This is a genomic window from Pseudomonas sp. SDO5522_S412 (genome assembly GCF_054071215.1).
This window is the reverse complement of the sequence record NZ_JBSVWQ010000079.1, coordinates 1-25,540: the sequence shown is the minus strand read 5'-3', so window position 1 is coordinate 25,540 and position 25,540 is coordinate 1. Positions and strand designations below refer to the sequence as shown.

Below are 25,540 nucleotides of genomic sequence, written 5' to 3'. Positions count from 1 at the left end.
CCGCTGGGGTGCGAAGCGCCCCCAATAAAGCTACCGCGGTGATTCAGGCAAAGCGCGCAAGCCGTTCCGGGGCTGCTGCGCAGCCCAGCGGGAGCAAGCTCCCTCGCCACAGGTGATGTGCACGCGGCGGTATGTCGTTGCTGGCCGCCGGAACGATCTGCTTCCTCAAGCAAAAGTTGGAAGGCTTCTTGCAATACCGCCTCCAGGACGCTTCCCGGCGTCAAAAGTTTGCTTCAAGGAAACGAGGAATACCGGTGGATCGCTCTCAAATGCTCAGCACGGCCCGTGGCACCCTGACTGACCTCTCGCGAGGCAATCTGGGTGTGCCGTTGTTGTTGCTGGTGATGCTGGCAATGATGATGTTGCCGATGCCGCCGTTCCTGCTGGATGTGTTCTTCACCTTCAACATTGCGCTGTCGGTCGTCGTGTTGCTGGTGTGCGTATACGCCCTGCGGCCGCTGGATTTCGCGGTATTCCCGACCATCCTGCTGATCGCCACCCTGCTGCGGCTGGCGCTTAACGTGGCTTCCACCCGGGTGGTGATGCTCCACGGCCAGGACGGCCACGCCGCCGCGGGCAAGGTGATCCAGGCCTTCGGCGAGGTGGTGATCGGCGGTAACTACGTGGTCGGTATCGTGGTTTTTGCGATCTTGATGATCATCAACTTCGTGGTCGTGACCAAGGGCGCCGGGCGGATTTCCGAGGTGAGCGCGCGTTTTACCCTCGACGCGATGCCCGGCAAGCAGATGGCGATCGACGCCGACCTCAACGCCGGCCTGATCGACCAGAACCAGGCCAAGGCCCGTCGCCTTGAAGTCGCCCAGGAAGCCGAGTTCTACGGTTCCATGGACGGTGCCAGCAAATTCGTGCGCGGCGACGCCATCGCCGGCCTGTTGATTCTGTTTATCAACCTGATCGGCGGCATGGCGGTCGGCATCTTCCAGCACGGCATGACCTTCGGCGACGCCGGCAAGGTTTACGCCCTGCTGACCATCGGTGACGGTTTAGTGGCGCAATTGCCATCACTGTTGTTATCTACAGCTGCGGCGATCATGGTGACCCGTGCTTCGGGCTCCGAAGACATGGGCAAGCAGATCAGCCGGCAGATGTTTGCCTCGCCCAAGGCGCTGGCGGTGGCGGCAGGCATCATGGCGATCATGGGCATCGTGCCGGGCATGCCCCATGTCTCGTTCCTGAGCATGGCCGCCATGGCCGCCGGCGGTGCCTACCTGTTCTGGAAAAAACAAAACAACATCAAGGTGATTGCCCAGCAGGAAGTGGCGCGCCAGCAGGAACTGCTGCCATCGCCGGCCCGCGCCCTGGAAACCAAGGAGCTGGGCTGGGACGACGTGACCCCGATCGACATGATCGGCCTGGAAGTCGGCTACCGCCTGATTCCCCTGGTGGATCGCAACCAGGGCGGGCAATTGCTGGCGCGGATCAAGGGTGTGCGCAAGAAGTTGTCCCAGGACCTGGGCTTCCTGATGCCCACCGTGCACATTCGCGACAACCTCGACCTGGCCCCGAGCGCCTACCGCCTGACCCTGATGGGGGTGATTCTGGCCGAGGCCGAGATCTACCCGGACCGCGAACTGGCGATCAACCCGGGCCAGGTGTTTGGCAGCCTCAACGGGATTACCGCCAAAGATCCGGCTTTTGGCCTGGAAGCGGTATGGATCGAAATCAGCCAGCGCAGCCAGGCGCAGTCGCTGGGCTACACCGTGGTCGACGCCAGCACTGTGGTCGCCACCCACCTCAACCAGATTCTGTACAAGCACTCCCACGAGCTGATTGGCCACGAAGAAGTCCAGCAACTCTTGCAATTGCTGGCCAAGGCCTCGCCAAAACTCGCCGAAGAGCTGGTACCGGGTGTGCTGTCCACCTCGCAACTGCTCAAGGTGCTGCAAGCGCTGTTGGCCGAGCAGGTGCCGGTGCGGGACATTCGCAGCATTGCCGAAGCTATCGCCAACAATGCCGCCAAGAGTCAAGATACTGCCGCCCTGGTGGCCGCAGTGCGCGTCGGATTGTCGCGTGCAATCGTCCAAAGCATTGTAGGGCTTGACTCCGAGCTGCCTGTCATCACCTTGGAACCAAGGTTGGAACAAATATTGCTCAATAGTATTCAGAAGGCTGGGCAGGGCGCTGATGAGGGCGTGTTGCTGGAGCCAAGCATGGCAGAGAAGCTGCAACGTTCGTTGATCGAGGCCGCGCAGCGCCAGGAAATGGAAGGCCATCCGGTGATCCTGCTGGTGGCTGGCCCCGTCCGGGCGATGTTGTCGCGGTTTGGACGCCTGGCTATACCGAATTTGCACGTATTGGCTTACCAGGAAATTCCTGACAATAAGCAAGTGACTATCGTCGCGACAGTAGGGCCCAACGGCTGAGGTAGTGGGATATGCAAGTGAAGCGTTTTTTCGCCGCCGATATGCGTCAGGCCATGAAACTGGTACGTGATGAGTTGGGCGCCGACGCTGCGATTATCGGTAACCGTCGTATTGCCGGCGGTGTGGAGCTGACGGCTGCCCTGGATTACAAACCCTCGGCCCTGGCGCCGCGCGTGCCGAACATGGAACTGGAAGACGAGCTGCGCAAGACCGCTTCACGCATTGTCTCGGCCCAGGCTGAACTGAGCATGCGTGGCGACAGCGACGCCTCCACCAATCGCCAGCTGTTTGCCGGGCTGCCGTTGACCGCGTCCGAGCCGCTGGTAGAGCCGACTTTTGTTGAACCACCGCGTCCTGCTGCGCCAGCCCCGGCGCCGGCGGTAGACCAGCGGGTGTTCGACTCGATGCGTTTCGAACTCAACGGCCTGCGTGAACTGCTGGAAGTGCAGCTGGGTTCGCTGGCCTGGAACCAGTTGCAGGGCAGCCAGCCACAACAGGCCAACCTGTGGCGTCGCCTGCAACGCATTGGCCTTTCCGGCCCGTTGTCCCGCGACCTGCTGCAACTGACCACGCAAATTGAAGAACCTCGCCAGGCCTGGCGCATGCTCCTGGCCCACCTGGCGCGGATGATCGTCACCCCGGAAATCGAACCCCTGGAAGAAGGCGGTGTGATTGCCATGGTCGGCCCGGCCGGCATGGGCAAGACCACCACCCTGGCCAAGCTGGCCGCACGTTACGTGCTCAAGTACGGCGCCCAGAACATCGCGCTGGTGAGCATGGACAGCTACCGCATCGGCGCCCAGGAACAACTCAAGACCCTGGGCCGCATCCTCAATGTGCCGGTGACCCACGTCGACCCGGGCCAGTCCCTGGCCAACGCCCTCGACCCATTGCTGCGCAAGCGCGTAGTGCTGATCGACACCGCCGGCCTGCAAGCCAGCGACCCGGCCCTGCGCATGCAGCTGGAAAGCCTGGCCGGGCGCGGGATCAAATCCAGAAACTATTTGGTGCTTGCCACTACCAGCCAGAAGCAGGTATTGACCGCCGCCTACCACAGCTACAAGCGCTGCGGGCTGGCGGGTTGCATCCTGACTAAACTGGATGAGACGGCAAGCCTGGGCGAAGTATTGAGCCTGGCAATCAGTCATGAATTACCGGTCGCCTACCTGACCGACGGGCCGCGAATCCCGGATGATCTGCATCTGCCGCGCCGTCATCAGTTGGTCAGCCGGGCTGTCAGCGTGCAAATGCAGGAAGAACCCAGTGAGGAAGCTATGGCTGACATGTTTGCTGACCTCTACCACAGCCCGAACAAGCGAGTTGGGTGAGGCATCATGGCTTTCTATTTAAAAATGACAGTGAAAAGTATCTACATCGATGGCCTGCCAGCAGTTCGCGCGGCCAACTTATGTAGCCTGCGTCTAAGCAAGACAAGGTAAAGAAATAAAATGGGCAGCATGCATCCCGTACAGGTGATCGCGGTGACCGGCGGCAAAGGTGGCGTCGGGAAAACTAACGTGTCAGTGAATTTGTCCCTGGCCCTGGCAGAGCTTGGCCGTCGCGTCATGCTGCTGGATGCTGACCTGGGGCTGGCGAACGTCGACGTTCTGCTGGGACTGACGCCCAAACATACCCTGGCCGATGTCATCGAAGGCCGCTGTGAGCTGCGCGACGTACTGTTGCAAGGCCCCGGCGGGATTCGCATCGTGCCGGCCGCTTCCGGCACCCAGAGCATGGTGCACCTGAGTCCGGCGCAACATGCCGGCCTGATTCAGGCGTTCAGCGACATTGGCGACAACCTCGACGTACTGGTGATCGACACCGCCGCCGGGATCGGCGAGTCGGTGGTCAGTTTCGTGCGCGCAGCGCAGGAAGTGTTGCTGGTGGTGTGCGACGAACCCACCTCGATCACCGACGCCTACGCCCTGATCAAACTGCTCAACCGCGACTACGGCATGAACCGCTTCCGCGTGCTGGCCAACATGGCCCAAAGCCCGCAGGAAGGGCGGAATCTGTTCGCCAAGTTGACCAAGGTCACGGATCGCTTCCTCGATGTCGCCTTACAATACGTTGGCGCAGTTCCTTACGACGAGTGTGTGCGCAAGGCCGTGCAAAAGCAGCGTGCGGTCTATGAAGCGTTCCCTCGTTCGAAGTGCGCATTGGCGTTCAAGGCTATTGCCCAGAAGGTCGATACCTGGCCGTTGCCCGCCAATCCCCGGGGGCATCTGGAGTTTTTCGTCGAGCGATTGGTGCATCAGACGAGCGCAGGACCGGTGCTATGACAGCCAGCGGCTACAACCTTTACAAGAAGTCGGCACGTGACAGTCAAGTCGAATTGATCGAGCGCTATGCGCCCCTGGTCAAGCGCATTGCCTATCACCTGCTGGCGCGCTTGCCTGCCAGCGTGCAGGTCGAGGACTTGATCCAGGCCGGGATGATCGGCCTGCTTGAAGTGTCGACCAAGTACGACGCGAGCAAGGGCGCGAGTTTCGAGACATACGCGGGTATCCGTATCCGTGGGGCCATGCTCGATGAAGTGCGTAAAGGTGATTGGGCGCCGCGATCAGTGCACCGCAATACGCGGATGGTGAGTGACGCAATTCGCTCAATTGAAGCAAAAACCGGTCGCGACGCTAAAGATCATGAAGTTGCGGCCGAACTCCAATTGAGTCTCGACGATTACTACGGGATTTTGAACGATACCTTGGGCAGCCGGCTGTTCAGTTTCGACGACCTTTTACAGGACGGCGAACATGAAGGGCTGCACGAGGACGGCGCGAGTGCCCATCTCGAACCGTCACGGGACCTGGAAGATGAACGCTTCCAGAGCGCGCTGGCGGACGCGATAGCCAATTTGCCGGAGCGTGAGCGACTGGTGTTGGCGCTGTACTACGACGAAGAGCTGAACCTCAAGGAAATCGGTGAGGTCCTGGGGGTCAGCGAATCGCGGGTCAGCCAGTTACACAGCCAGTGCGCGGCCCGCTTGCGGGGGCGTTTGGGAGAGTGGCGAGCGCGCTGACAGGCAGTGTGGGGACACTGCGAACGATACCGTCCAGGCCCTGCGCCCGGACGGGCTTGGCCCGTGGTGCGCCCCCGGTAGTCCTTTTTGTGTAACGCCTGTTGATTGATATGGCGCGCCCAGGTGCTGGGCGCGTTTAAGACTGCTTGGAGGTCGAATTGGACAAGAACATGAAAATCCTCATCGTTGATGACTTCTCAACGATGCGGCGGATCATAAAAAACCTGTTGCGTGACCTTGGGTTCACTAACACGGTCGAGGCGGATGACGGTATTACGGCGATTCCGATCCTCAACAGCGGGAGCATCGACTTTCTGGTAACGGACTGGAACATGCCGGGCATGACCGGTATCGATCTGCTGCGCCACGTGCGCGCTGATGAAAAACTGCGCAGCCTGCCTGTGCTGATGGTGACCGCTGAAGCCAAGCGTGAACAGATCATCGAAGCCGCCCAGGCCGGGGTCAACGGCTACGTGGTCAAGCCATTCACTGCACTGGCCTTGAAAGAGAAGATCGAAAAGATCTTCGAACGCATCGGTCATTGATGCTGCCACGGGGGAGCTATGGAGCATAAAGAATCATCGCAGGCCGACTTTGAGTCGACCCTGAAAAAACATGCTCATCAACTCGTCGAAAGCCTTGAAAGAGGCCAGTTCGGCGACGCGGTGCAGTTGATCCATGAGCTCAACCAGACCCGTGACCGCGGCCTGTACCAGGAAGTGGGCAAGCTCACCCGTGAGTTGCACAGTGCGATAGTCAATTTTCAGATTGACCCGCACATGCCCCAGGCCGAGGAAATCTCGCAGATCACGGATGCCACCGAACGCCTGTCCTACGTGGTCAGGCTGACTGAGGCGGCGGCCAACCGCACCATGGACCTGGTGGAAAACGCCACGCCTCTGGTCAACGGTATGGCCAGTGAAGCCAAGGCCCTGAGCACTGACTGGGGCCGGTTCATGCGTCGGGAAGTGGGCGCTGAGGAGTTTCGTGAGTTGGCGCGTCGGGTCGAGGGCTTTTTGTCCCGCAGCGAGCAGGAAAACCGCACGGTTTCCAGCAACCTCAATGACATTCTGCTGGCCCAGGATTACCAGGACCTCACCGGTCAGGTGATCAAGCGTGTGACCCAACTGGTCACCGAAGTGGAAAGCAACCTGCTCAAACTGGTGTTGATGGCGGGCCAGGTCGACCGGTTTGCCGGCATCGAACATGACCGCGCAGCGATCCTTTCTGAAAAAGATCCACAAAAACACCTCGCCAAGGGTGAAGGTCCGCAGATTCATGCCGATAAACGTGAAGACGTTGTATCCGGGCAAGACGACGTAGACGATTTGCTGTCCAGTTTAGGCTTCTAAGGAGCACACCCATGAGCTTCGGCGCCGATGAAGAAATCCTTCAGGATTTCCTTGTAGAGGCCGGCGAAATTTTAGAGCAACTGTCCGAACAACTGGTCGAGCTGGAAAGCCGACCGGATGATGCGAACCTGCTCAATGCAATTTTTCGCGGTTTTCATACTGTAAAAGGGGGCGCCGGCTTCCTCCAGCTCCACGAGCTGGTGGAGTGCTGTCACATCGCCGAGAACGTGTTCGACATCCTGCGCAAGGGTGAGCGGCACGTCGACTCGGAACTGATGGACGTGATCCTGGAAGCACTGGACGCGGTCAACGGCATGTTCAGTGAAGTGCGCGAGCGCGCACCGATCACTGCCGCCACGCCGGAACTGCTGGCCGCCCTGGCGCGCCTGGCGGAACCTGCGGCCAACGCTCCCGTGGTGGAAGCAGTGGCTGAGCCGGTTGCCGAGCCTGCGGGCGACGTGACCGACAGCGAATTTGAACAACTGCTGGACTCGCTGAACGCCGTCAAGGCCGAAGCCGAAGCGCCGGCAGCCAGTGCGCCGGCCATGGTGCCGACCACCGAAGACATTACCGACGCCGAGTTCGAGTCGTTGCTCGACCAGTTGCACGGCAAGGGCCAGTTTGCCCCGGACGCGGTGGCCGCAGCGCCAGCGCCAACGGAAGCCGCGGCGCCCGTCAGCAATGAAATCACCGACGACGAATTTGAAGCGCTGCTGGACCAGTTGCACGGCAAAGGCTCGTTTGCCGCCGAGGCTCTGCCGGAAGTCGCTGCAACGGCCGCCGCGCCTGCGGCACCCGCTGCTGCGCCGGCCGCCGATGGACTGATCTCCGATCACGAATTCGAAGCCCTGCTGGATGAACTGCACGGCAAGGGCAAGTTCACCGAAGTGGTCGGCGCTGCTGCACCGGCTGCTGCCGCGGCTGTCGCAACACCGGCTCCTGCCGCCAAGGCTGCCGCGCCTGTCGCAGCGAAAGCGGCTCCGGCTCCGGCTCCAGCCCCGGCCCGGGCTGCCACGGCTGCCCCGGCCCCGGACAAGCAACCGGCCAGTGAAGCCGAAACCACCGTGCGGGTTGATACCGCGCGCCTGGACGACATCATGAACATGGTCGGCGAACTGGTGCTGGTGCGTAACCGCCTGGTGCGCCTGGGCCTGAACAGTGGCGACGAGGCCATGCAAAAGGCCGTGTCGAACCTCGACGTGGTCACCGCAGACCTGCAGACCGCCGTCATGAAGACCCGGATGCAGCCGATCAAGAAAGTCTTCGGCCGTTTCCCGCGCCTGGTTCGCGACCTGGCACGCCAGCTCAAGAAAGAGATCAACCTGGAACTGGTGGGTGAAGAAACCGACCTCGACAAAAACCTTGTCGAGGCCCTGGCCGACCCGCTGGTCCACTTGGTGCGCAACGCGGTCGACCACGGTGTCGAGACGCCGGAAGAGCGCGAAGCCTCGGGCAAGAACCGCCAGGGCAAAGTGATCCTGGCGGCCGAACAGGAAGGCGACCATATCCTGCTGTCGATCACCGATGACGGCAAAGGCATGGACCCCACGGTACTGCGCAACATTGCAGTCAAGCGTGGGGTGATGGACAAGGACGCCGCCGACCGCCTCACCGACACCGAGTGCTACAACCTGATCTTTGCCCCGGGCTTCTCCACCAAGACCGAGATTTCCGACGTGTCGGGCCGTGGCGTGGGCATGGACGTGGTGAAGACCAAGATCAGCCAGCTCAACGGCTCGATCAACATCTACTCGACCAAGGGCCAGGGCTCGAAGATCGTCATCAAGGTGCCGTTGACCCTGGCGATCATGCCGACCCTGATGGTGATGCTGGGCAACCAGGCGTTCGCCTTCCCGCTGGTCAACGTCAACGAAATCTTCCACCTCGACCTGTCGCGCACCAACGTGGTGGACGGCCAGGAAGTGGTGATCGTGCGCGACAAGGCGTTGCCGCTGTTCTACCTCAAGCGCTGGCTGGTGGCTTCGGCCAAGCATGAAGAGCAGCGCGAAGGCCATGTGGTGATTCTTTCCGTGGGCACCCAGCGTATCGGCTTCGTGGTCGATCAACTGGTGGGCCAGGAAGAAGTGGTCATCAAGCCTTTGGGCAAAATGCTGCAGGGAACCCCGGGCATGTCGGGTGCGACCATTACCGGTGACGGTCGGATCGCGCTGATTCTGGATGTTCCGAGCATGCTCAAGCGTTACGCCGCACGGCGTATTTGATTCGGCCCGGGCAGGGCGGTTGTCCCTCGCCCGGCCTAACGGAGTGTTTATGGTAGTCAAGGTCCTGGTGGTGGACGATTCGGGTTTCTTCCGCCGCCGCGTCTCGGAAATTCTTTCATCGGATTCCAATATCCAGGTGGTCGGCACGGCCACCAACGGCAAAGAGGCGATCGATCAGGCCCTGGCGCTCAAGCCGGACGTGATCACCATGGACTACGAGATGCCGATGATGGACGGCATCACGGCGGTGCGGCACATCATGCAGCGCTGCCCGACGCCGGTGTTGATGTTCTCCTCGCTGACCCACGAAGGCGCCCGGGTCACCCTGGATGCGCTGGATGCCGGCGCGGTGGACTTCCTGCCGAAGAATTTCGAAGACATCTCGCGCAACCCCGAGAAGGTCAAGCAGATGCTCTGCGAGAAGGTGCACAGCATCTCCCGCAGTAACCGTCGCAGCCTGTTCAGTGCGCCGGCGCCCGCACCCGTTACGCCGCCACCGGCCGCCCCGAGCACCTTTGGTCGCCCGGCGCCGGCACCGGTTGCGCGCCCGGCCGCCGCCCCGGTGCGTACGGCTGCGCCCGCCGCACATTCACCTGCGCCCAAGCGCAAGGCCTACAAGCTGGTGGCCATCGGTACGTCCACCGGCGGCCCGGTGGCCTTGCAGCGGGTGTTGACCCAATTGCCGGCGAACTTCCCGGCGCCGATCGTGTTGATCCAGCACATGCCGGCCGCGTTCACCAAGGCGTTCGCCGAGCGCCTGGACAAGTTGTGCCGCATCAGCGTCAAGGAAGCCGAGGATGGCGACATCCTGCGTCCGGGTCTGGCGCTGCTGGCCCCCGGTGGCAAGCAGATGATGGTCGATGGCCGTGGTGCGATCAAAATCCTGCCGGGTGACGAACGCCTGAACTACAAGCCGTGTGTGGATATCACCTTCGGTTCCGCGGCCAAATCCTACGGCGACAAAGTTTTGGCGGTGGTGTTGACCGGCATGGGCGCCGACGGCCGTGAAGGCGCGCGCCTGCTCAAGCAGGGCGGCAGCGCGATCTGGGCCCAGGATGAAGCCAGCTGCGTGATCTATGGCATGCCCATGGCCATCGTCAAGGCCGACCTGGCCGACGCCGTCTACAGCCTGGACGACATCGGCAAGCACCTGGTGGAGGCTTGCCTCTGATGGATGTATTGAGCCTGATTGGCATCATCATGGCGTTTGTCGCGATTATCGGCGGCAACTACCTTGAAGGCGGCCACCTGGGCGCCCTGGCCAACGGCCCGGCGGCGTTGATCGTGATCGGCGGCACTGTGGGCGCGGCGTTGTTGCAGTCGCCCATGAGTTCGTTCAAGCGCGCGATGCAGATCCTCATCTGGATTATCTTCCCGCCGCGTGTCGACTTGCCGGGCGGCATCGACCGCGTGGTCAACTGGAGCCTCACGGCGCGCAAGGAAGGCCTGCTCGGGCTGGAAGGCGTGGCCGATGCCGAGCCCGACAGCTACGCGCGCAAAGGCCTGCAACTGCTGGTGGACGGCGCCGAGCCGGAAGCGATTCGCAGCATCCTTGAAGTGGACTTCTACACCCAGGAAAGCCGCGACATCAACGCTGCCAAAGTCTTTGAAAGCATGGGCGGCTACGCGCCGACCATCGGCATCATCGGTGCGGTGATGGGCTTGATCCACGTGATGGGCAACCTGGCCGATCCGTCGCAACTGGGCAGCGGGATTGCCGTGGCGTTCGTCGCCACCATCTACGGCGTGGCCAGTGCCAACCTGGTGTTGTTGCCGGTGGCCAGCAAGCTCAAGTCGATCGCCCTGCGCCAGTCGCGTTATCGCGAGATGTTGCTCGAAGGCATCCTCTCGATTGCCGAGGGTGAAAACCCGCGCTCCATCGAATTGAAGCTCCAGGGCTTCATGGATTGATGGGAGGTATTTGTTGTGAGCCGTCGCCGCCGCGAGCCTGAAGAACACGTCAACCATGAACGCTGGCTGGTGTCCTACGCCGACTTCATTACGTTGCTGTTCGCGTTTTTTGTGGTGATGTACTCCATTTCCTCGATCAACGAAGGCAAGTACAAAGTCATTTCCCAGGCGCTGATTGGCGTGTTCAACGACGCTGACCGCGCCCTCAAGCCGATACCCATTGGCGAAGAACGCCCCAAGACCGTGACCCCGGCCAAGCCGCTGGTCAACGACAGCGATGAAACCGCCGCCGGCATCGGTGGCACCAGCGACCCGCTGAAAAGCATCGCCGATAACATCAGCGCGGCCTTTGGCGACCTGATCAGCTCCAACCAGATGACCGTGCGCGGCAATGAGTTGTGGGTCGAGATCGAGCTCAATTCCAGCCTGCTGTTCGCCAGTGCCGATGCAATGCCCAGCGACCAGGCGTTTACCATCATCGACAAGGTGGCGGCGATCCTGAAGCCGTTTGAAAACCCGGTCCACGTTGAAGGCTTTACCGATAACCTGCCGATCAGTACCGCGCAGTACCCGACCAACTGGGAGCTGTCTTCGGCCCGGGCGGCGAGTATTGTACGAATGCTCGCGATGCAGGGTGTGAACCCCGGGCGCCTGGCGTCGGTGGGTTACGGCGAGTTCCAGCCGGTGGCCAATAACGCCACGGCGGAAGGCCGTGCGCGCAACCGTCGGGTGGTGCTGGTGGTGTCGCGCAACCTGGACGTGCGCCGCAGCCTGACCGGTACCGGCACTGCCAATGCAACACCGGATGCCGCCTTGAAGCGGGCTGGCACACAAACTGCACCAGCGCCCGTAAAGGCGCCGGTTCGCGGGAGTGCCGTCAATTCTCCGTCACCGGCTCTATAACCCCATGCAATTTCTCGGTCGAGCCTATGCCTGCCGGGAGGAACAATCCGAATGAGAGTCTGGGCAGTTGCCAATCAAAAGGGTGGTGTCGGTAAAACCACCACGTCCATCGCCTTGGCCGGCTTGTTGGCCGAGGCCGGCAAGCGTGTGGTCGTGGTCGACCTGGACCCCCACGGCTCCATGACCAGCTATTTCGGCTATGACCCGGATGCCCTGGAACACAGTTGCTACGACCTGTTCCTGCACAAGGGCAGCGTGCCGGCCGACTTGCCGGGGCAACTGTTGCTGCCTACCAGCAATGAAAAGATCTCGCTGTTGCCGTCCAGCACCGCCCTGGCCACCCTTGAGCGCCAGTCGCCGGGGCAGAGCGGCCTGGGCCTGGTGATCGCCAAGACCCTGGCGCAGCTGTGGCAGGACTTCGACTACGCGATCATCGACAGCCCGCCGTTGCTCGGCGTGCTGATGGTCAACGCCCTGGCCGCCAGCCAACAGCTGGTGATCCCGGTGCAGACCGAGCATCTGGCCGTCAAGGGCCTGGAACGCATGGTCAGCACCCTGGCGATGATCAACCGCTCGCGCAAGCAAGCGCTGCCGTTCAGCATCGTGCCGACCCTGTTTGACCGCCGTACCCAGGCGTCCCTCGGCACCTTGCGGGTATTGCGCGATGCTTATCCGGACACCATCTGGCAAGGCTACATCCCGGTGGACACGCGCCTGCGGGATGCGAGCCGGGCAGGGCTGACGCCGTCGCAGTTCGACGGCAAGAGCCGTGGGGTGCTGGCGTATCGGGCGTTGCTCAAGCACCTGTTGTCCCAGCAACTTGTGGCGCAGGTGGCGTGATGGTCATAAACAGCCCTGTAGGAGCCTGGCTTGCCAGCGATGCAGACGCCGCGGTTTTCCTGACCAAACCGGCTCTCGATTCAAGTCCGGACACCCACAGGCCGATAACCTCTGAATACAGGGTTGATGGGGCTTGCGCGTGGGCATACAGATGAACCGTCCCGTTGATTTCAAGACACGGCCGCAACTGGCGCTGGAGTCCTACCTGGACGCTTTGCTCCAGGACGCCACCGAGGACATGCCGGAGCCGATTCTGATCCTCGATGAAGTCATCGAGCCTGAACCTGCTGCCCTGGACGAGTTTCAGTTGGCGGTCCTGGAAGAGCAGGCCCGTGATGCGTTGGTGGTTCCAGTTGCCGTGCCGGTGCCTGTCGCACCGCTGGTGATCGCGCCTGTGGTGGTCGAACCGGTGGTTGAGGTTCACCTCCCACCGAGCATCACGCCGCCGCCGGTACAGGGCGACGGTCGCCCGGTGTGGGCTGCGGAGCCGTTCGAATGTTTGCTGTTCGATGTCGCCGGGCTGACCCTGGCGGTGCCGCTGGTGTGCCTGGGGTCGATCTACTCCCTGGAAGGCCAGGAGTTGACGCCGTTGTTCGGCCAGCCGGATTGGTTCCTCGGGATCCTGCCGAGCCAGCAGGGCAACTTGAAGGTATTGGACACCGCGCGTTGGGTGATGCCCGACCGCTACCGCGATGACTTCCGCCAGGGCCTGCAATACGTTATTTCGGTCCAGGGCTACGAGTGGGGGCTGGCGGTGCATCAGGTCAGCCGCTCATTGCGCCTGGACCCGAACGAAATCAAATGGCGCAGCCACCGGGGCCAGCGGCCATGGCTGGCGGGCACTGTGATCGAACACATGTGCGCGTTGCTGGATGTCGCCGAACTGGCGGAGTTGATTGCCAGCGGCGCGGTAAAAGCCATGCCGCTGAACAAACGCACTTGATAACAAGCAGCAGCGCTAAGGCGCTGCCCAAGAACACACACCGTAACCAACGGTATTTGAAGGGGTCTGGAGTATGAACAAGTCAGTGTCCGCACAAGGTCTGGTGGATGATCCAATCCTGCAATGGGTCACCTTCAAGCTGGACAACGAGTCCTACGGCATCAACGTGATGCGTGTGCAGGAAGTGCTGCGCTACACCGAAATCGCTCCGGTTCCGGGTGCCCCAAGCTATGTGCTGGGCATCATCAACCTGCGCGGCAACGTGGTGACCGTGATCGACACCCGCCAGCGTTTTGGCCTGGTGCCGACCGAAGTCAACGACAACACCCGCATCGTGATCATCGAAGCCGACAAGCAAGTGGTCGGGATCATGGTCGACAGCGTGGCGGAAGTGGTTTACCTGCGCCAATCCGAAGTCGAGACTGCGCCGAACGTCGGCAACGAAGAATCGGCCAAGTTCATCCAGGGTGTCTGCAACAAGAACGGCGAACTGCTGATTCTGGTTGAGCTGGACAAGATGATGAGCGAAGAAGAGTGGCAGGACCTGGAGAATATCTGATTGTTTCTTGAGGTAGCGGTGATCGTCCTGGCCATCCTTTGGGCCGGGACCCTGGGCTTCCTGCTGCGTTATGTTCGCCAGCAACGGGAATTGGCCACTCGACAAGTCGAGCGCGACGCTGTGCGCGACCGGCGGATCCTGGAGCTGGCCAAGCGGGTCGACCACTTCCAGCAAAGTGCGGTGCGTGTGGGTGATGAAGTGCACGAGCTGCGTTCGGTGCTGGCGCCGTTGCCGGACAAGCTGTCGGCACTCGAGCAGCGTGACCCGTCGAGCCTCTCATTCGCCCAGGCGGCGAAGCTGGTGGGCATGGGCGCCACGGTGGATGAGCTGACCCAGTCCTGCGGGTTGACCCAGGCTGAAGCGCAGTTGATGAGCCGGTTGCACAAGGACAGCTGAAGGTTACGAGCTGCAAGCGCTATTGCTTGCAGCTTATAGCCGGTGCCGGTTGCTCAGCCATTCGGCCATGGTCGAGTCCTCCAAAGCATATTCACCACGGTTGGCTTTCCAGACCAACTCCTTCTCCCGCAGCACTTCCAGTGCTTTCTGCACGTTTGGTGTGCTGGCGTTCGGCTCGACCTGGGCCTGTTCCAGCTTGCGGTTCACATCCTGGAAGGTTTTCTCCGCAAAAGGCGAGAACGCCTGCTTGCCCAGGGTTCGTTCGCCCATCACTTCAAGTACCGCCTGTTGCAGCGGCGAGAGGTCGTTGTAGGCGCTCTCGTAATCGCTCCAGATGCCGGCCTGGTGATTGAGTGCCCCGGTCCTCAGCAACTCGCCAAGGTTGCTGGCTTCGCCAAGACCCACGCTCACTTCGGTCAGTAGTTTGTTGAGCATTTCCGGGCGCCGGCCAACGAGCTGGAAGGCATAGTCCATGTCCTCCAGGTTGAACTGGTTGGTCGCGGCCAGGCGCTGGTTCCAGAGGTCCGTCACAAACTCGACGAAATCCCGGCTCAACAGCGGGAACGGCGTGATGTGGGCGCCGAAGAACGGTTGTTTGCTCTTGAGTACCAGGTTGGCCAGTTTGTCCCGGCTGGAGCCGGTGAAGACCAGGCGCAGGCCATCGGCCGTGCTGCTGCCGTTGAGATGATCCCGTGCCGCCTTGAGGGCGAACATGGCGTTCACCCCACCTTCGCTGTTGAGGGCGTGCTGGGCTTCGTCGACGATCAGCACGATCATTTGCCCCGAGACCTGGTGCAGCACGTCCAGCGCGTGGCTGAGCGTGGTGCCGGCGGGCAATTGCGGTTTGGTGAAGTCCCAACTCAAGGTGCGCAGCAGGCTGATCTTGTCGATACCGGCTTTCTTGGCCGCCTTGCTCACCGCGCTTTCGAACTCGCCCAGGGCTTTGCCGATGGCACCGGAGATCAGCTCGGCGGGGTCGATTTCGCGGTTCATCCACAGGTCCACGTAAACCGGCAGCCAGCCTCGGGCCTTGCACTCGGGAATAAGGTCGTTGCGCAGGAACGTACTCTTGCCGGTACGGCGCGGAGCCGCGAGGAACATGCCGGAGCTGTAGTCGGCAAATGACTCGCCTGCCAGATCACGGGCGAGCGCTTCGGCGAGTAGCTTTCGACTGAGAATCGGGCGGGTAGGGCTCATGGGTTTATCCTGAACTATCGGGTTCGGGATAATCTATACCTCGAAAGATATAATTGCTATACACCACCCACCGCAACTGATCATTCCCACGCTCTGCGGGGGAATGCATCCCGTGACGCTCCGCGTCACCCCTGCGCAAGACTTGAACGTTGCAGCGCCAGTTGGACGCGGAGCGTCCGAGGCGGCGTTCCCACGCAGAGCGTGGGAACGATCAGCCGGCTCCCACCTTAATAATCGTCGCCTCTTTCCGTCACATCCCGCTCCACCGGCCCCGCGTCCGGGTCGTAGCCCACCGGGAACTTGCCCTTCAGCGTCCAGGCAAACGCGATGATCTCGGCGACGGTGCGGTACAACTCTTCCGGGATACTGTCGCCCAACTCCATGCGTGCCAGTAATTTGACCAGCTCGGCATTTTCGTAAATCGGGACTTCGTTCTCCCGGGCCAGCTTGAGGATGGCTTCGGCCAGGGCATCGTCGCCCTTGGCGGTCAGGGTCGGCGCTTGTTGCCCGTCGTATTTGAGGGCGATGGCCTGGCGGGGCGGGTTGGGGTTTTTCATGCGGTTTCATCCACCCAGCGTTGTTCAAGCCCGGTTTTCGGGCCCCGTGGCGGGGTGCCGAGGTGGCAGTCGAGGTCGCCGACGTTGAGTCCCGACGACACCAGGCGCTCGCGCAGGCTGCCCAGGTGGCTTTCGATCAGGCTGGCGGTGAAGGGCCGGGTCGCCCACAACTGGCTCGACAGTTTGCCCTGGCTCAGTTGCGCCTGGACCTGCAACGGGCCGAGCGGCTCCATGTCGAGCGCCATTTCCACGCGCCAGAGCATTTGCTTGGGATCCTTGCTGTCCTTGCGTTCCGGCTGTTCCTTGTCGGGCGCCGGTTCTTCCCGCTGGAACTTGACCTGCAACGGCACGATGTCCTGCAAGGTGCGCATGGGGATTTCCAGCTGCCAGGTGGTCAAGAGCTTGCCGTCGGCGGTGGTACCGGTCTGCTCCAGGCTCGACAGCTGATGGCTTTGCAGGCGGGAGATGGCCCCGGCGGCCAGGCGCAGCAGGTTTTCCAGGTCACTTTCACCTTCCAGGCGTTGCATCAGCCGATCGGGCAACGGAAAGCCTGCGGGCGCCTGCCTGGCGCCGACCTGGCCGAGGGTACCCAGCGGGCTGCGTACGAAGCTGGGCAGCAACTGCGCCAGGGTGTTGGCAGCGAGGATCGCATTCAGATTGGTGCTGGCGGGCAGGGATGGCAGCAGGTCGGCGACGAAGCGCAGCAGCGCGCCTTTCATGTCCAACGGCGGTATCTGCGGGTTTTGCCCGGCCAGCAACTTGGCTTCGAGGAAGGTCCCGCTGTTCTGGATCAGTTGCGCCAGCACCTTGGGGTTGCTGGCCTGGGCCAGGTCGGGCAGGCCGGCGAGCAAACGCTCGGCGGCGGCGCGCAGGTCGGCCCCGGTGCTGTCGCTGCTGGTCGCCGGCAGGCTTTGCAGCGCGGTGAACACCACGTCCAGCGAGCCCTGGCGGCTTTGCTGGGTGGAGAGTTGCTGGGCCACGGCCAATTGGTCCTGGCGCCCGCTCAGCGGTACAAAGCTCAAGGTCTGCGCACTTTGCACCACGGCGCTGAGCAGGCTGCCGACGCGCAAGGGCTGCGGGCTTTCGACGGTCAGGGTCGCGCCGCTGAGGACGTTATTGAGCACCGACACCAGTGAGCGATACACCACCGGCTGGTTGGCGCCCTGTGGCAGCGCCTGGGTGGTCAGCACCTTGCCTTGCAGCAGGGTGCCCACCGGTAACTGGCTGGTGTCGATACGCGTCAGCGCGGCGACGCTGGAACTCAGGGCCTGCTGCAGGCTGATGGACAAATTGCCCGACGGCGTCTGGCTGACTTCCACCTGGGTACCCAGCGGCAGCGGCTGGCTGCTGCTGGCCTGCACCAGGGTTTGCCGGCCGCCTTCCAGGGTCAGCTTGAGCAGCAACTGAAATGCATCGCCGCCTTGTTTCAGTGCCAGCACCTCGGCATTTACGGTTTTTCCGGGGTCGATCAGGCCGGTCTGCGGCTCCAGCAGTTTCAGCAACTCGCCCGCTGCAGGCGCGGGCGCAGGCCCGGCCGGAAGCGTCGGGGGGAGCGTGGGAAGATTGATCTCACCGGTCATCGTGCGCGCCGTCTCAGGGGAAATTGCCCTCTTTAGAGTAGGGCATCACATGTATAATGCCGCCCGTCTTCAAAGAGAGCGTTAAAAACAACACAACTGATTGATCCAGCTCTCTAAAAACGGTCGCCAAAGCAGTTAATGTGCATCTCTTTAACGGCCGTTCCACCGCCGACTTGAACCGTAAAGGCCCGCGATCTCTTGACCAGCCCTCTTCTAGAAGCCGTAGCGCTCGCCTGTGAACGTGACCTGCGGATGCTGTTCGAACACCTCGAACTGCGTCTGGCGGGCGGCGACATGGTGCAGGTCAGCGGCCCCAACGGCAGCGGCAAGACCAGCCTGTTGCGCCTGCTGGCCGGGCTGATGCAGCCGACGGCGGGCGAAGTGCGGCTCAACGGCAAACCGTTGCACGAGCAGCGCACCGAGCTGGCGCGCAACCTGATCTGGATCGGCCACGCCGCCGGAATCAAGGATGTGCTTACCGCTGAAGAAAACCTCAGTTGGCTCAGCGCCCTGCATCATCCCGCCAGCCGCGAGGCGATCTGGCAGGCGCTGGCCGCGGTTGGCCTCAAGGGTTTCGAAGACGTTCCCTGCCACACCCTGTCCGCCGGCCAGCAGCGCCGCGTGGCCCTGGCCCGTTTGTATCTCGACGGCCCGCCGCTATGGATTCTCGACGAACCCTTCACCGCCCTCGACAAACAAGGCGTTGCCCAATTGGAAGAACACCTTGCCGCGCACTGCGAGCAGGGCGGCATGGTTGTCCTAACCACTCACCACACCTTGACGCGCATGCCCGCCGGTTACCGCGACCTCGACCTGGGCCGGTGGGCGGTATGAGCGTATTTGCCCTGTTGGTCGCCCGCGAAGCGCGGTTACTCTGTCGCCGTCCGGCCGAATTGGCCAACCCGCTGGTGTTCTTCGCGATTGTGATCGCGCTGTTCCCGTTGGCGGTGGGCCCCGAGACTAAACTGTTGCAAACCTTGTCTCCGGGACTGGTCTGGGTGGCGGCGCTTTTGTCAGTCCTGCTCTCGCTGGACGGGCTGTTTCGCAGTGATTTTGAAGACGGTTCCCTCGAACAGTGGGTCCTTTCGTCGCACCCTCTGCCACTTCTGGTATTGGCCAAGGTACTGGCACACTGGGCGTTTTCCGGCCTGGCGCTGGTATTGCTCGCGCCGCTGCTGGCGATGATGCTGGGGTTGCCCACCGAATGCCTGCCGGTGTTGCTCCTTTCCTTGTTGCTTGGCACGCCGGTTCTCAGTCTACTGGGCGCCGTAGGTGCGGCACTGACCGTCGGTTTGAAACGCGGTGGCCTGTTGTTGGCCCTGCTGATCTTGCCTTTGTATATCCCGGTGTTGATCCTGGGCAGCGGCGCGTTGCAAGCCGCGCTCCAGGGCATGCCGGCGACCGGTTACCTCCTGTGGCTTGGCAGCCTGGCCGCCCTGGCGGTAACCCTGACACCCTTTGCTATAGCGGCTGGCCTGAAGATCAGCGTCGGCGAATAATGAGGTCTGGTTAAGCGATAGAACCTTAACCAGTAAAGACCCTAAGCTTCTCGCAACGACGAGAAGCAACCGTGATGGAAACAGCATGAACTGGACCTGGTTTCACAAGCTCGGCTCGCCCAAATGGTTTTACGGCATCAGTGGCAAACTGCTGCCGTGGTTGAGCATCGCCGCGGTATTGCTGATCGGCATCGGCCTGGTCTGGGGCCTGGCCTTCGCGCCGCCGGACTATCAGCAAGGCAACAGCTTTCGCATCATCTACATCCACGTGCCTGCCGCGATGCTGGCCCAGTCCTGCTACGTGATGCTGGCGGTGTGCGGCATCGTCGGCCTGGTGTGGAAGATGAAACTGGCGGATGTGGCCCTGCAATGCGCCGCGCCCATCGGTGCCTGGATGACCGCCGTGGCGCTGGTCACCGGCGCGATCTGGGGCAAACCGACCTGGGGTTCGTGGTGGGTCTGGGACGCGCGCCTCACCTCGATGCTGATCCTGCTGTTCCTGTACTTCGGCCTGATTGCCCTGGGCAACGCCATCAGCAACCGTGACAGCGCCGCCAAGGCCTGCGCGGTGCTGGCGATCGTCGGCGTGATCAACATCCCGATCATCAAATACTCGGTGGAGTGGTGGAACACCCTGCACCAGGGCGCCACCTTCACCCTCACCGAAAAGCCGGCAATGCCCGTGGAAATGTGGGCGCCGCTGCTGCTGATGGTGCTGGGGTTCTACTGCTTCTTCGGCGCCGTGCTGCTGCTGCGCATGCGCCTCGAAGTGCTCAAGCGTGAAGCCCGCACCAGTTGGGTCAAGGCCGAAGTGCAAAACAGCCTGGGAGCCCGTGGATGAGCTTCAACTCTTTCAGTGATTTTCTCGCCATGGGCCATCACGCCCTGTACGTCTGGACGGCCTATGGCATTTGCCTGGCGGTGCTGGCCCTCAACGTCGCCGCGCCGATCCTGGCCCGCAAGCGTTACCTGCAACAAGAGGCGCGTCGTTTGCGCCGGGAGACCGAAAAGTGAATCCGCTGCGTAGAAAGCGTCTGTTGATCATCCTGGCCATCATGGCCGGTGTCGGCATTGCCGTGACCCTGGCCCTGAGCGCCCTGCGGGAGAACATCAACCTGTTCTACACCCCGACCCAGATCGCCAACGGCGAAGCGCCGCTGGACACCCGAATCCGTGCCGGTGGCATGGTCGAGAAAGGCTCGTTGCAACGCTCCGGCGACTCCCTGGACGTCAAGTTCATCGTCACCGACTTCAACAAGTCCGTGACCATCACCTACCGCGGCATCCTCCCGGACCTGTTCCGCGAAGGGCAGGGCATCGTTGCCCTCGGCAAGCTCAACGCCGATGGCGTGGTGGTGGCCGATGAAGTGCTGGCCAAGCACGATGAAAAATACATGCCGCCGGAAGTCACCAAGGCCCTCAAAGACAGCGGCCAATCCGCCCCGACCCCTGCCAAGGAGGGCTAAGTCATGACGTCCGCACTGTTTATTCCGGAGTTGGGCCAGCTGGCGATGATCCTCGCCCTGTGCTTTGCCATCGTCCAGGCCGTGGTCCCGTTGCTGGGCGCCTGGCGCGGTGACCGCCTGTGGATGAGCCTGGCCCAGCCGGCTGCCTGGGGCCAGTTCGCCTTTCTGGTGTTCGCCTTCGGTTGCCTGACCTACGCCTTCATGACCGACGACTTTTCTGTCGCCTACGTCGCCAATAACTCCAACAGCGCCTTGCCCTGGTACTACAAGTTCAGCGCCGTGTGGGGCGCCCACGAAGGTTCGTTGCTGCTGTGGGCATTGATCCTCGGCGGCTGGACCTTTGCCGTCTCGATCTTCTCCCGCCAACTGCCGCAGGTGATGCTGGCCCGGGTGCTGGCGGTGATGGGCATGATCAGCATCGGCTTCCTGCTGTTCCTGATCATGACCTCCAACCCGTTCACCCGCATCCTGCCGCAGATCCCGGTCGACGGGCACGACCTCAACCCGCTGCTGCAGGACATCGGCCTGATCGTGCACCCGCCAATGCTCTACATGGGCTACGTCGGTTTCTCGGTCGCCTTCGCCTTCGCCATCGCCGCCTTGCTCGGCGGGCGTCTCGATGCCGCCTGGGCGCGCTGGTCGCGGCCGTGGACCATCGTCGCCTGGGCATTCCTCGGCATCGGCATCACCCTGGGCTCGTGGTGGGCCTACTACGAACTCGGCTGGGGCGGCTGGTGGTTCTGGGACCCGGTGGAAAACGCCTCCTTCATGCCCTGGCTGGTGGGCACCGCGCTGATTCACTCGCTGGCGGTCACGGAAAAACGCGGCGTGTTCAAAAGCTGGACCGTGTTGCTGGCCATCGCCGCGTTTTCCCTGAGCCTGCTGGGTACGTTCCTGGTGCGTTCCGGCGTGCTGACCTCGGTGCACGCGTTTGCCTCCGACCCGGAGCGCGGTGTGTTCATTCTGATCTTCCTGCTGTTTGTGGTCGGCGGCTCCCTGACGCTGTTCGCCCTGCGTGCGCCAGTGGTCAAGAGCCACGTGGGCTTCAACCTCTGGTCCCGGGAAACCCTGCTGCTGGGTAATAACCTGGTGCTGGTGGTGGCGGCCTCGATGATTCTGCTCGGTACCCTGTACCCGCTGGTGCTGGATGCCCTGAGCGGCGCCAAGCTGTCCGTCGGCCCGCCGTACTTCAACGCGCTGTTCATCCCGTTGATGGCGCTGCTGATGGTGGTGATGGCGGTCGGCGTACTGGTGCGCTGGAAAGACACCCCGGTGAAATGGCTGGTGGGCATGCTCACCCCGGTACTGCTCGGCAGCGCCGCATTGGCGGTGATCGCCGGGATTGCCTACGGCGACTTCAACTGGGCCGTGCTTGCCACCTTCATGCTCGCGGCCTGGGTATTGCTGGCCGGTGTACGCGACCTGATCGACAAGACCCGCCACAAAGGTTTGATCAAAGGCCTGCCGACCATGACCCGCAGTTACTGGGGCATGCAGGTCGCCCACATCGGCATCGCCGTGTGCGCCCTGGGTGTGGTGTTGTCCAGCCAGAACAGCGCCGAGCGCGACCTGCGCCTGGCCCCCGGCGAGTCCATGGACCTGGCCGGCTACCACTTCATTTTCGAAGGCGCCAAGCACTTCGAAGGCCCCAACTTCACCTCCGACAAAGGCACCGTACGTGTGGTGCGCAATGGCAAGGAAGTGGCGGTGCTGCACCCGGAAAAACGCCTGTACACCGTGCAAAGCTCGATGATGACCGAAGCCGGGATCGACGCCGGTTTCACCCGCGACCTCTACGTCGCCCTGGGTGAACCGTTGGGCGATGGCGCCTGGGCCGTGCGGGTCCACGTCAAACCGTTTGTGCGCTGGATCTGGTTCGGCGGCCTGCTCACCGGCTTCGGTGGTTTGCTGGCAGCGATGGACCGGCGCTACCGGGTCAAGGTCAAGAGCCGAGTGCGTGAAGCCCTCGGCCTGCAAGGAGCGCCAGTATGAAGCGTTGGTTGATGGTGTTACCGCTGGCGGCGTTCCTGGTGGTGGCGGTGTTCCTGTATCGCGGGCTGTACCTGGACCCGGCCGAGCTGCCGTCGGCCATGATCGGCAAGCCATTCCCGGCGTTCTCGCTGCCGAAGGTGCAGGGCGACAAGACCCTGACCCAGGCTGATTTGTTGGGCAAACCGGCACTGGTCAACGTGTGGGGCACCTGGTGCATTTCCTGCCGCGTGGAGCATCCGGTGCTGAACAAGCTGGCGGAGAAGGGCGTGGTGATCTACGGCATCAACTACAAGGACGACAATGCTGCCGCCCTGAAGTGGCTGGCGGAATTCCACAACCCGTACCAGCTGGATATCCGCGACGAAGAAGGCAACCTCGGCCTGAACCTCGGCGTATACGGCGCCCCGGAAACCTTCTTCATCGACGCCAAGGGCGTGATCCGCGACAAGTACGTGGGCGTGATCGACGAAGTGGTGTGGCGCGAGCAACTGGCCGCCAAGTACCAGGCGCTGGTGGACGAGGCCAAGCCATGAAGCGTTGGTTAGCCGCCGCGGTATTGGGCTTGAGCATGGTCGGCGTGGCCCACGCCGCCATCGACACTTACGAATTTGCCAAGGACGGAGACCGCGAGCGTTTTCGCGAACTGACCAAGGAGCTGCGCTGCCCCAAGTGCCAGAACCAGGACATCGCCGACTCCAACGCACCGATCGCCGCCGACCTGCGCAAAGAGATTTTCCGCATGCTCGGCGAGGGCAAGGACAATCAGCAGATCATCGACTTCATGGTCGACCGCTACGGTGACTTCGTGCGCTACAAGCCGGCGCTCACCGGCAAGACTGCGCTGCTGTGGTTCGGCCCAGCCGGGTTGTTGCTCACAGGCTTAGTCGTTATGGCGGTGATTGTGCGCCGCCGTCGTGTCGCCCCGGCCGATGGCTCGGACTCGCTTTCCGTCGACGAGCGTCAACGCCTCGACCAACTGCTGGACAAAAAAACTGATGATTGATTTCTGGCTCGCAGTAGGTCTGCTGCTTCTGATTGCCTTGAGTTTCCTGCTGATCCCGGTGTTACGCGGCCGCCGTGCCCAGCGTGAAGAGGATCGCACTGCATTGAACGTGGCGCTGTACCAGGAACGCGTGGCGGAACTGCAAACCCAGCAGACCGAAGGCGTGCTGGATGCGGCCCAGCTGGACAGCGGTCGCGCTGAAGCGGCCCGTGAGTTGCTGGCGGATACCGAGGGTGTGGAAAAGCCCCGGGAATCGCGCCTCGGCAAACCGTTGCCGTTGCTCGCGGCGTTTCTGGTGCCGGTGTTGGGCGTGGCGCTGTACCTGCATTACGGTGCCAGCGACAAGGTCGAACTGACCCGCGAATTCTCCCAGCCGCCGGTGTCCATGGAAGACATGACCCGCCGCCTGGAGCGCGCCGCAGCGGCCCAGCCGGATTCGCCGGAAGGCCTGTACTTCCTCGGTCGCGCCTACATGGCCCAGGACCGTTCCGCCGATGCGGCGAAAATCTTCGAGCGCACCGTGGCCCTGGCCGGTCGCCAGCCCGAGTTGCTCGGCCAGTGGGCCCAGGCCCAGTACTTTGCCGACAACAAACAGTGGTCGCCCAAGGTCCAGGCCCTGACCGACGAAGCACTGAAACTCGATCCGAAAGAAGTCACCAGCCTCGGCCTGCTGGGCATCGCCGCCTTTGAAGGCCAGCGTTACCAGGAAGCGATCGACTACTGGAACCGCCTGCTGGCGCAACTGCCACCGGACGACAATTCCCGTGCCGCGCTGCAAGGCGGGATCGACCGGGCCGCCGAGAAGCTCAAGGAGAGCGGTGGTAGCGTGGCGCCCGTGAAGGCAGAAAAACAGATGCAAGTGCGGGTGGACCTGGCCGCCGATGTGAAGGCCAAGGCCCTGCCGACCGACAGCGTGTTCATCTTCGCCCGTGCCGTCAAAGGCCCGCCTGCGCCATTGGCGGCCAAGCGCGTGACCGTGGCCGACCTGCCGATCACCGTCGAGCTGGGCGACAGCGACGCGATGATGCCGCAGTTGAAACTGTCCAACTTTCCCGAAGTCCAACTGGTTGCGCGCATATCCCGGGCAGGTGTTCCCACAGCTGGCGAGTGGATCGGCCGCAGCCAACCCCTGGCCAGCAGCACCACTGCGCTGCAGCAGCTGACCATCGACAGTCCGGACCAATAATTCGAGGAAATGCCCATGACCGCTATCGCACGTATCACCCTGCTCAGCCTGGTACTGGGGTTGAGTGCTTGTGCGGTCCATCGGCCTCCGTCGCCTACCGGGCCGACTATTCCACCGACAGGGCCGTCGACCCAGCCGAGCACCCAGCCCTCGAGCCCGGTGATCAAACCGTCGAAGCCGGTGCCGAGCTCCTCGCCGACCTTCGCACCGCCACCGGGTGCGGCCAGCCACTGGGACGGAAAGATGCAGGTGTACGTGCTGGACGAACAGCCGGATACGTTCTACCGCCAGCGCACCTACTACCGCTGGAGCAACGGCTGGAGCCGGTCCATCAGCCCGAACGGGCCTTGGGAAGAGACCGATGTCCATGGCGTACCGCCGGGGTTGAGCAAGCAGTACGCACAATGAAAAAAGGCGACCTTCGGGTCGCCTTTTTCATGGCTGGTTTGGAATACAGTCCACCCAACAACAAAGCTCAAATGTGGGAGCGGGCTTGCTCGCGAATACGGCGTGTCAGCCAACAAATCGGGC

The 25,540-nt window shown here is 62.3% G+C and carries 27 protein-coding genes; 24 read left to right on the top strand and 3 right to left on the bottom strand.

Translation table 11 applies throughout. The features are described 5' to 3' along the window. The first annotated feature begins 269 nt into the window (after positions 1-269). The 14 genes from flhA (at position 270) to ACW9I6_RS17320 (ending at position 14,529) form a co-directional block, all read left to right on the top strand. Entirely contained in the window at positions 270-2,384 is a 2,115-nt protein-coding gene (gene flhA, locus ACW9I6_RS17385; RefSeq protein WP_023659255.1) for a flagellar biosynthesis protein FlhA, read from the top strand. Between the two features lie 11 nt (positions 2,385-2,395). Continuing rightward, the gene (flhF, locus tag ACW9I6_RS17380; protein WP_003214543.1) at positions 2,396-3,712 is read left to right on the top strand and encodes a flagellar biosynthesis protein FlhF; all 1,317 of its coding nucleotides are present in this window, start codon (positions 2,396-2,398) and stop codon (positions 3,710-3,712) included. Positions 3,713-3,832: 120 nt separating this feature from the next. Next, on the top strand, positions 3,833-4,666 hold the full coding sequence (gene fleN, locus ACW9I6_RS17375; RefSeq protein ID WP_003192912.1) for a flagellar synthesis regulator FleN: 834 nt from the start codon (positions 3,833-3,835) through the stop codon (positions 4,664-4,666). After that, entirely contained in the window at positions 4,663-5,403 is a 741-nt protein-coding gene (gene fliA, locus ACW9I6_RS17370; protein ID WP_008434817.1) for an RNA polymerase sigma factor FliA, read from the top strand. The genes fleN and fliA overlap by 4 nt, the downstream gene beginning before the upstream one ends. A gap of 170 nt (positions 5,404-5,573) precedes the next feature. Continuing rightward, the gene (locus ACW9I6_RS17365) at positions 5,574-5,948 is read left to right on the top strand and encodes a chemotaxis response regulator CheY (RefSeq protein ID WP_005790040.1); all 375 of its coding nucleotides are present in this window, start codon (positions 5,574-5,576) and stop codon (positions 5,946-5,948) included. Between the two features lie 18 nt (positions 5,949-5,966). Beyond that, positions 5,967-6,755 carry a protein phosphatase CheZ gene (locus ACW9I6_RS17360; RefSeq protein ID WP_003214538.1) on the top strand — a complete coding sequence of 263 codons (789 nt, stop codon included), beginning with the start codon at positions 5,967-5,969 and terminating at the stop codon, positions 6,753-6,755. Positions 6,756-6,766: 11 nt separating this feature from the next. Then, a complete protein-coding gene (locus tag ACW9I6_RS17355) occupies positions 6,767-8,977 on the top strand; it encodes a chemotaxis protein CheA (RefSeq protein WP_134327107.1) in 2,211 nt (736 codons plus the stop codon). Positions 8,978-9,026: 49 nt separating this feature from the next. Next, entirely contained in the window at positions 9,027-10,148 is a 1,122-nt protein-coding gene (locus ACW9I6_RS17350; protein WP_008434810.1) for a protein-glutamate methylesterase/protein-glutamine glutaminase, read from the top strand. After that, positions 10,148-10,888 carry a flagellar motor protein gene (locus ACW9I6_RS17345; protein ID WP_003210645.1) on the top strand — a complete coding sequence of 247 codons (741 nt, stop codon included), beginning with the start codon at positions 10,148-10,150 and terminating at the stop codon, positions 10,886-10,888. Before ACW9I6_RS17350 ends, ACW9I6_RS17345 begins: the two co-directional genes overlap by 1 nt. A gap of 15 nt (positions 10,889-10,903) precedes the next feature. Next, positions 10,904-11,791, top strand: a complete 888-nt coding sequence (gene motD, locus ACW9I6_RS17340; protein ID WP_003210644.1) for a flagellar motor protein MotD — start codon at positions 10,904-10,906, stop codon at positions 11,789-11,791. Positions 11,792-11,842: 51 nt separating this feature from the next. Further along, on the top strand, positions 11,843-12,631 hold the full coding sequence (locus ACW9I6_RS17335) for a ParA family protein (protein ID WP_003210643.1): 789 nt from the start codon (positions 11,843-11,845) through the stop codon (positions 12,629-12,631). Positions 12,632-12,782: 151 nt separating this feature from the next. After that, positions 12,783-13,574 (top strand): CheW domain-containing protein, encoded by a 792-nt coding sequence (locus tag ACW9I6_RS17330; protein ID WP_178965998.1) that lies wholly within the window; start codon positions 12,783-12,785, stop codon positions 13,572-13,574. Positions 13,575-13,647: 73 nt separating this feature from the next. Continuing rightward, a complete protein-coding gene (locus tag ACW9I6_RS17325; protein WP_003210641.1) occupies positions 13,648-14,133 on the top strand; it encodes a chemotaxis protein CheW in 486 nt (161 codons plus the stop codon). Next, positions 14,134-14,529: a DUF2802 domain-containing protein gene (locus tag ACW9I6_RS17320; RefSeq protein WP_003210640.1), complete on the top strand. Its 396-nt coding sequence runs from the start codon at positions 14,134-14,136 to the stop codon at positions 14,527-14,529. Positions 14,530-14,562: 33 nt separating this feature from the next. Here ACW9I6_RS17320 and ACW9I6_RS17315 read toward each other — a convergent pair whose 3' ends face one another. From ACW9I6_RS17315 to fliK, 3 genes are all read right to left on the bottom strand, one after another. Beyond that, positions 14,563-15,726 carry an ATP-binding protein gene (locus tag ACW9I6_RS17315; RefSeq protein WP_219406009.1) on the bottom strand — a complete coding sequence of 388 codons (1,164 nt, stop codon included), beginning with the start codon at positions 15,724-15,726 and terminating at the stop codon, positions 14,563-14,565. Positions 15,727-15,953: 227 nt separating this feature from the next. Continuing rightward, a complete protein-coding gene (locus ACW9I6_RS17310) occupies positions 15,954-16,283 on the bottom strand; it encodes an EscU/YscU/HrcU family type III secretion system export apparatus switch protein (RefSeq protein ID WP_003210638.1) in 330 nt (109 codons plus the stop codon). Next, positions 16,280-17,863, bottom strand: a complete 1,584-nt coding sequence (gene fliK, locus ACW9I6_RS17305; protein WP_032899324.1) for a flagellar hook-length control protein FliK — start codon at positions 17,861-17,863, stop codon at positions 16,280-16,282. The genes ACW9I6_RS17310 and fliK overlap by 4 nt, the downstream gene beginning before the upstream one ends. Before the next feature lie 252 nt (positions 17,864-18,115). Between fliK and ccmA the strand changes: the two genes are divergently transcribed. The 10 genes from ccmA (at position 18,116) to ACW9I6_RS17255 (ending at position 25,417) form a co-directional block, all read left to right on the top strand. Then, the gene (ccmA, locus tag ACW9I6_RS17300) at positions 18,116-18,697 is read left to right on the top strand and encodes a cytochrome c biogenesis heme-transporting ATPase CcmA (RefSeq protein WP_003210636.1); all 582 of its coding nucleotides are present in this window, start codon (positions 18,116-18,118) and stop codon (positions 18,695-18,697) included. Beyond that, the gene (gene ccmB / locus ACW9I6_RS17295) at positions 18,694-19,362 is read left to right on the top strand and encodes a heme exporter protein CcmB (protein ID WP_003210635.1); all 669 of its coding nucleotides are present in this window, start codon (positions 18,694-18,696) and stop codon (positions 19,360-19,362) included. Before ccmA ends, ccmB begins: the two co-directional genes overlap by 4 nt. 85 nt (positions 19,363-19,447) lie before the next feature. Continuing rightward, positions 19,448-20,203: a heme ABC transporter permease gene (locus ACW9I6_RS17290; RefSeq protein WP_003210634.1), complete on the top strand. Its 756-nt coding sequence runs from the start codon at positions 19,448-19,450 to the stop codon at positions 20,201-20,203. Next, entirely contained in the window at positions 20,200-20,376 is a 177-nt protein-coding gene (gene ccmD / locus ACW9I6_RS17285) for a heme exporter protein CcmD (RefSeq protein WP_008434788.1), read from the top strand. The genes ACW9I6_RS17290 and ccmD overlap by 4 nt, the downstream gene beginning before the upstream one ends. Further along, positions 20,373-20,828, top strand: coding sequence for a cytochrome c maturation protein CcmE (gene ccmE, locus ACW9I6_RS17280; protein ID WP_008434786.1), 456 nt, complete (start codon positions 20,373-20,375; stop codon positions 20,826-20,828). The genes ccmD and ccmE overlap by 4 nt, the downstream gene beginning before the upstream one ends. 3 nt (positions 20,829-20,831) lie before the next feature. Further along, positions 20,832-22,820, top strand: a complete 1,989-nt coding sequence (locus tag ACW9I6_RS17275; protein WP_008434784.1) for a heme lyase CcmF/NrfE family subunit — start codon at positions 20,832-20,834, stop codon at positions 22,818-22,820. Further along, complete coding sequence (locus ACW9I6_RS17270) at positions 22,817-23,353, top strand: DsbE family thiol:disulfide interchange protein (protein ID WP_457339586.1); 537 nt, start codon at positions 22,817-22,819, stop codon at positions 23,351-23,353. Before ACW9I6_RS17275 ends, ACW9I6_RS17270 begins: the two co-directional genes overlap by 4 nt. Then, positions 23,350-23,823 (top strand): cytochrome c-type biogenesis protein, encoded by a 474-nt coding sequence (locus tag ACW9I6_RS17265; RefSeq protein WP_003210629.1) that lies wholly within the window; start codon positions 23,350-23,352, stop codon positions 23,821-23,823. The genes ACW9I6_RS17270 and ACW9I6_RS17265 overlap by 4 nt, the downstream gene beginning before the upstream one ends. Beyond that, positions 23,816-25,009: a c-type cytochrome biogenesis protein CcmI gene (ccmI, locus tag ACW9I6_RS17260; protein ID WP_457339585.1), complete on the top strand. Its 1,194-nt coding sequence runs from the start codon at positions 23,816-23,818 to the stop codon at positions 25,007-25,009. Before ACW9I6_RS17265 ends, ccmI begins: the two co-directional genes overlap by 8 nt. 15 nt (positions 25,010-25,024) lie before the next feature. After that, on the top strand, positions 25,025-25,417 hold the full coding sequence (locus ACW9I6_RS17255) for a hypothetical protein (RefSeq protein ID WP_008434777.1): 393 nt from the start codon (positions 25,025-25,027) through the stop codon (positions 25,415-25,417). Positions 25,418-25,540 lie beyond the last annotated feature (123 nt).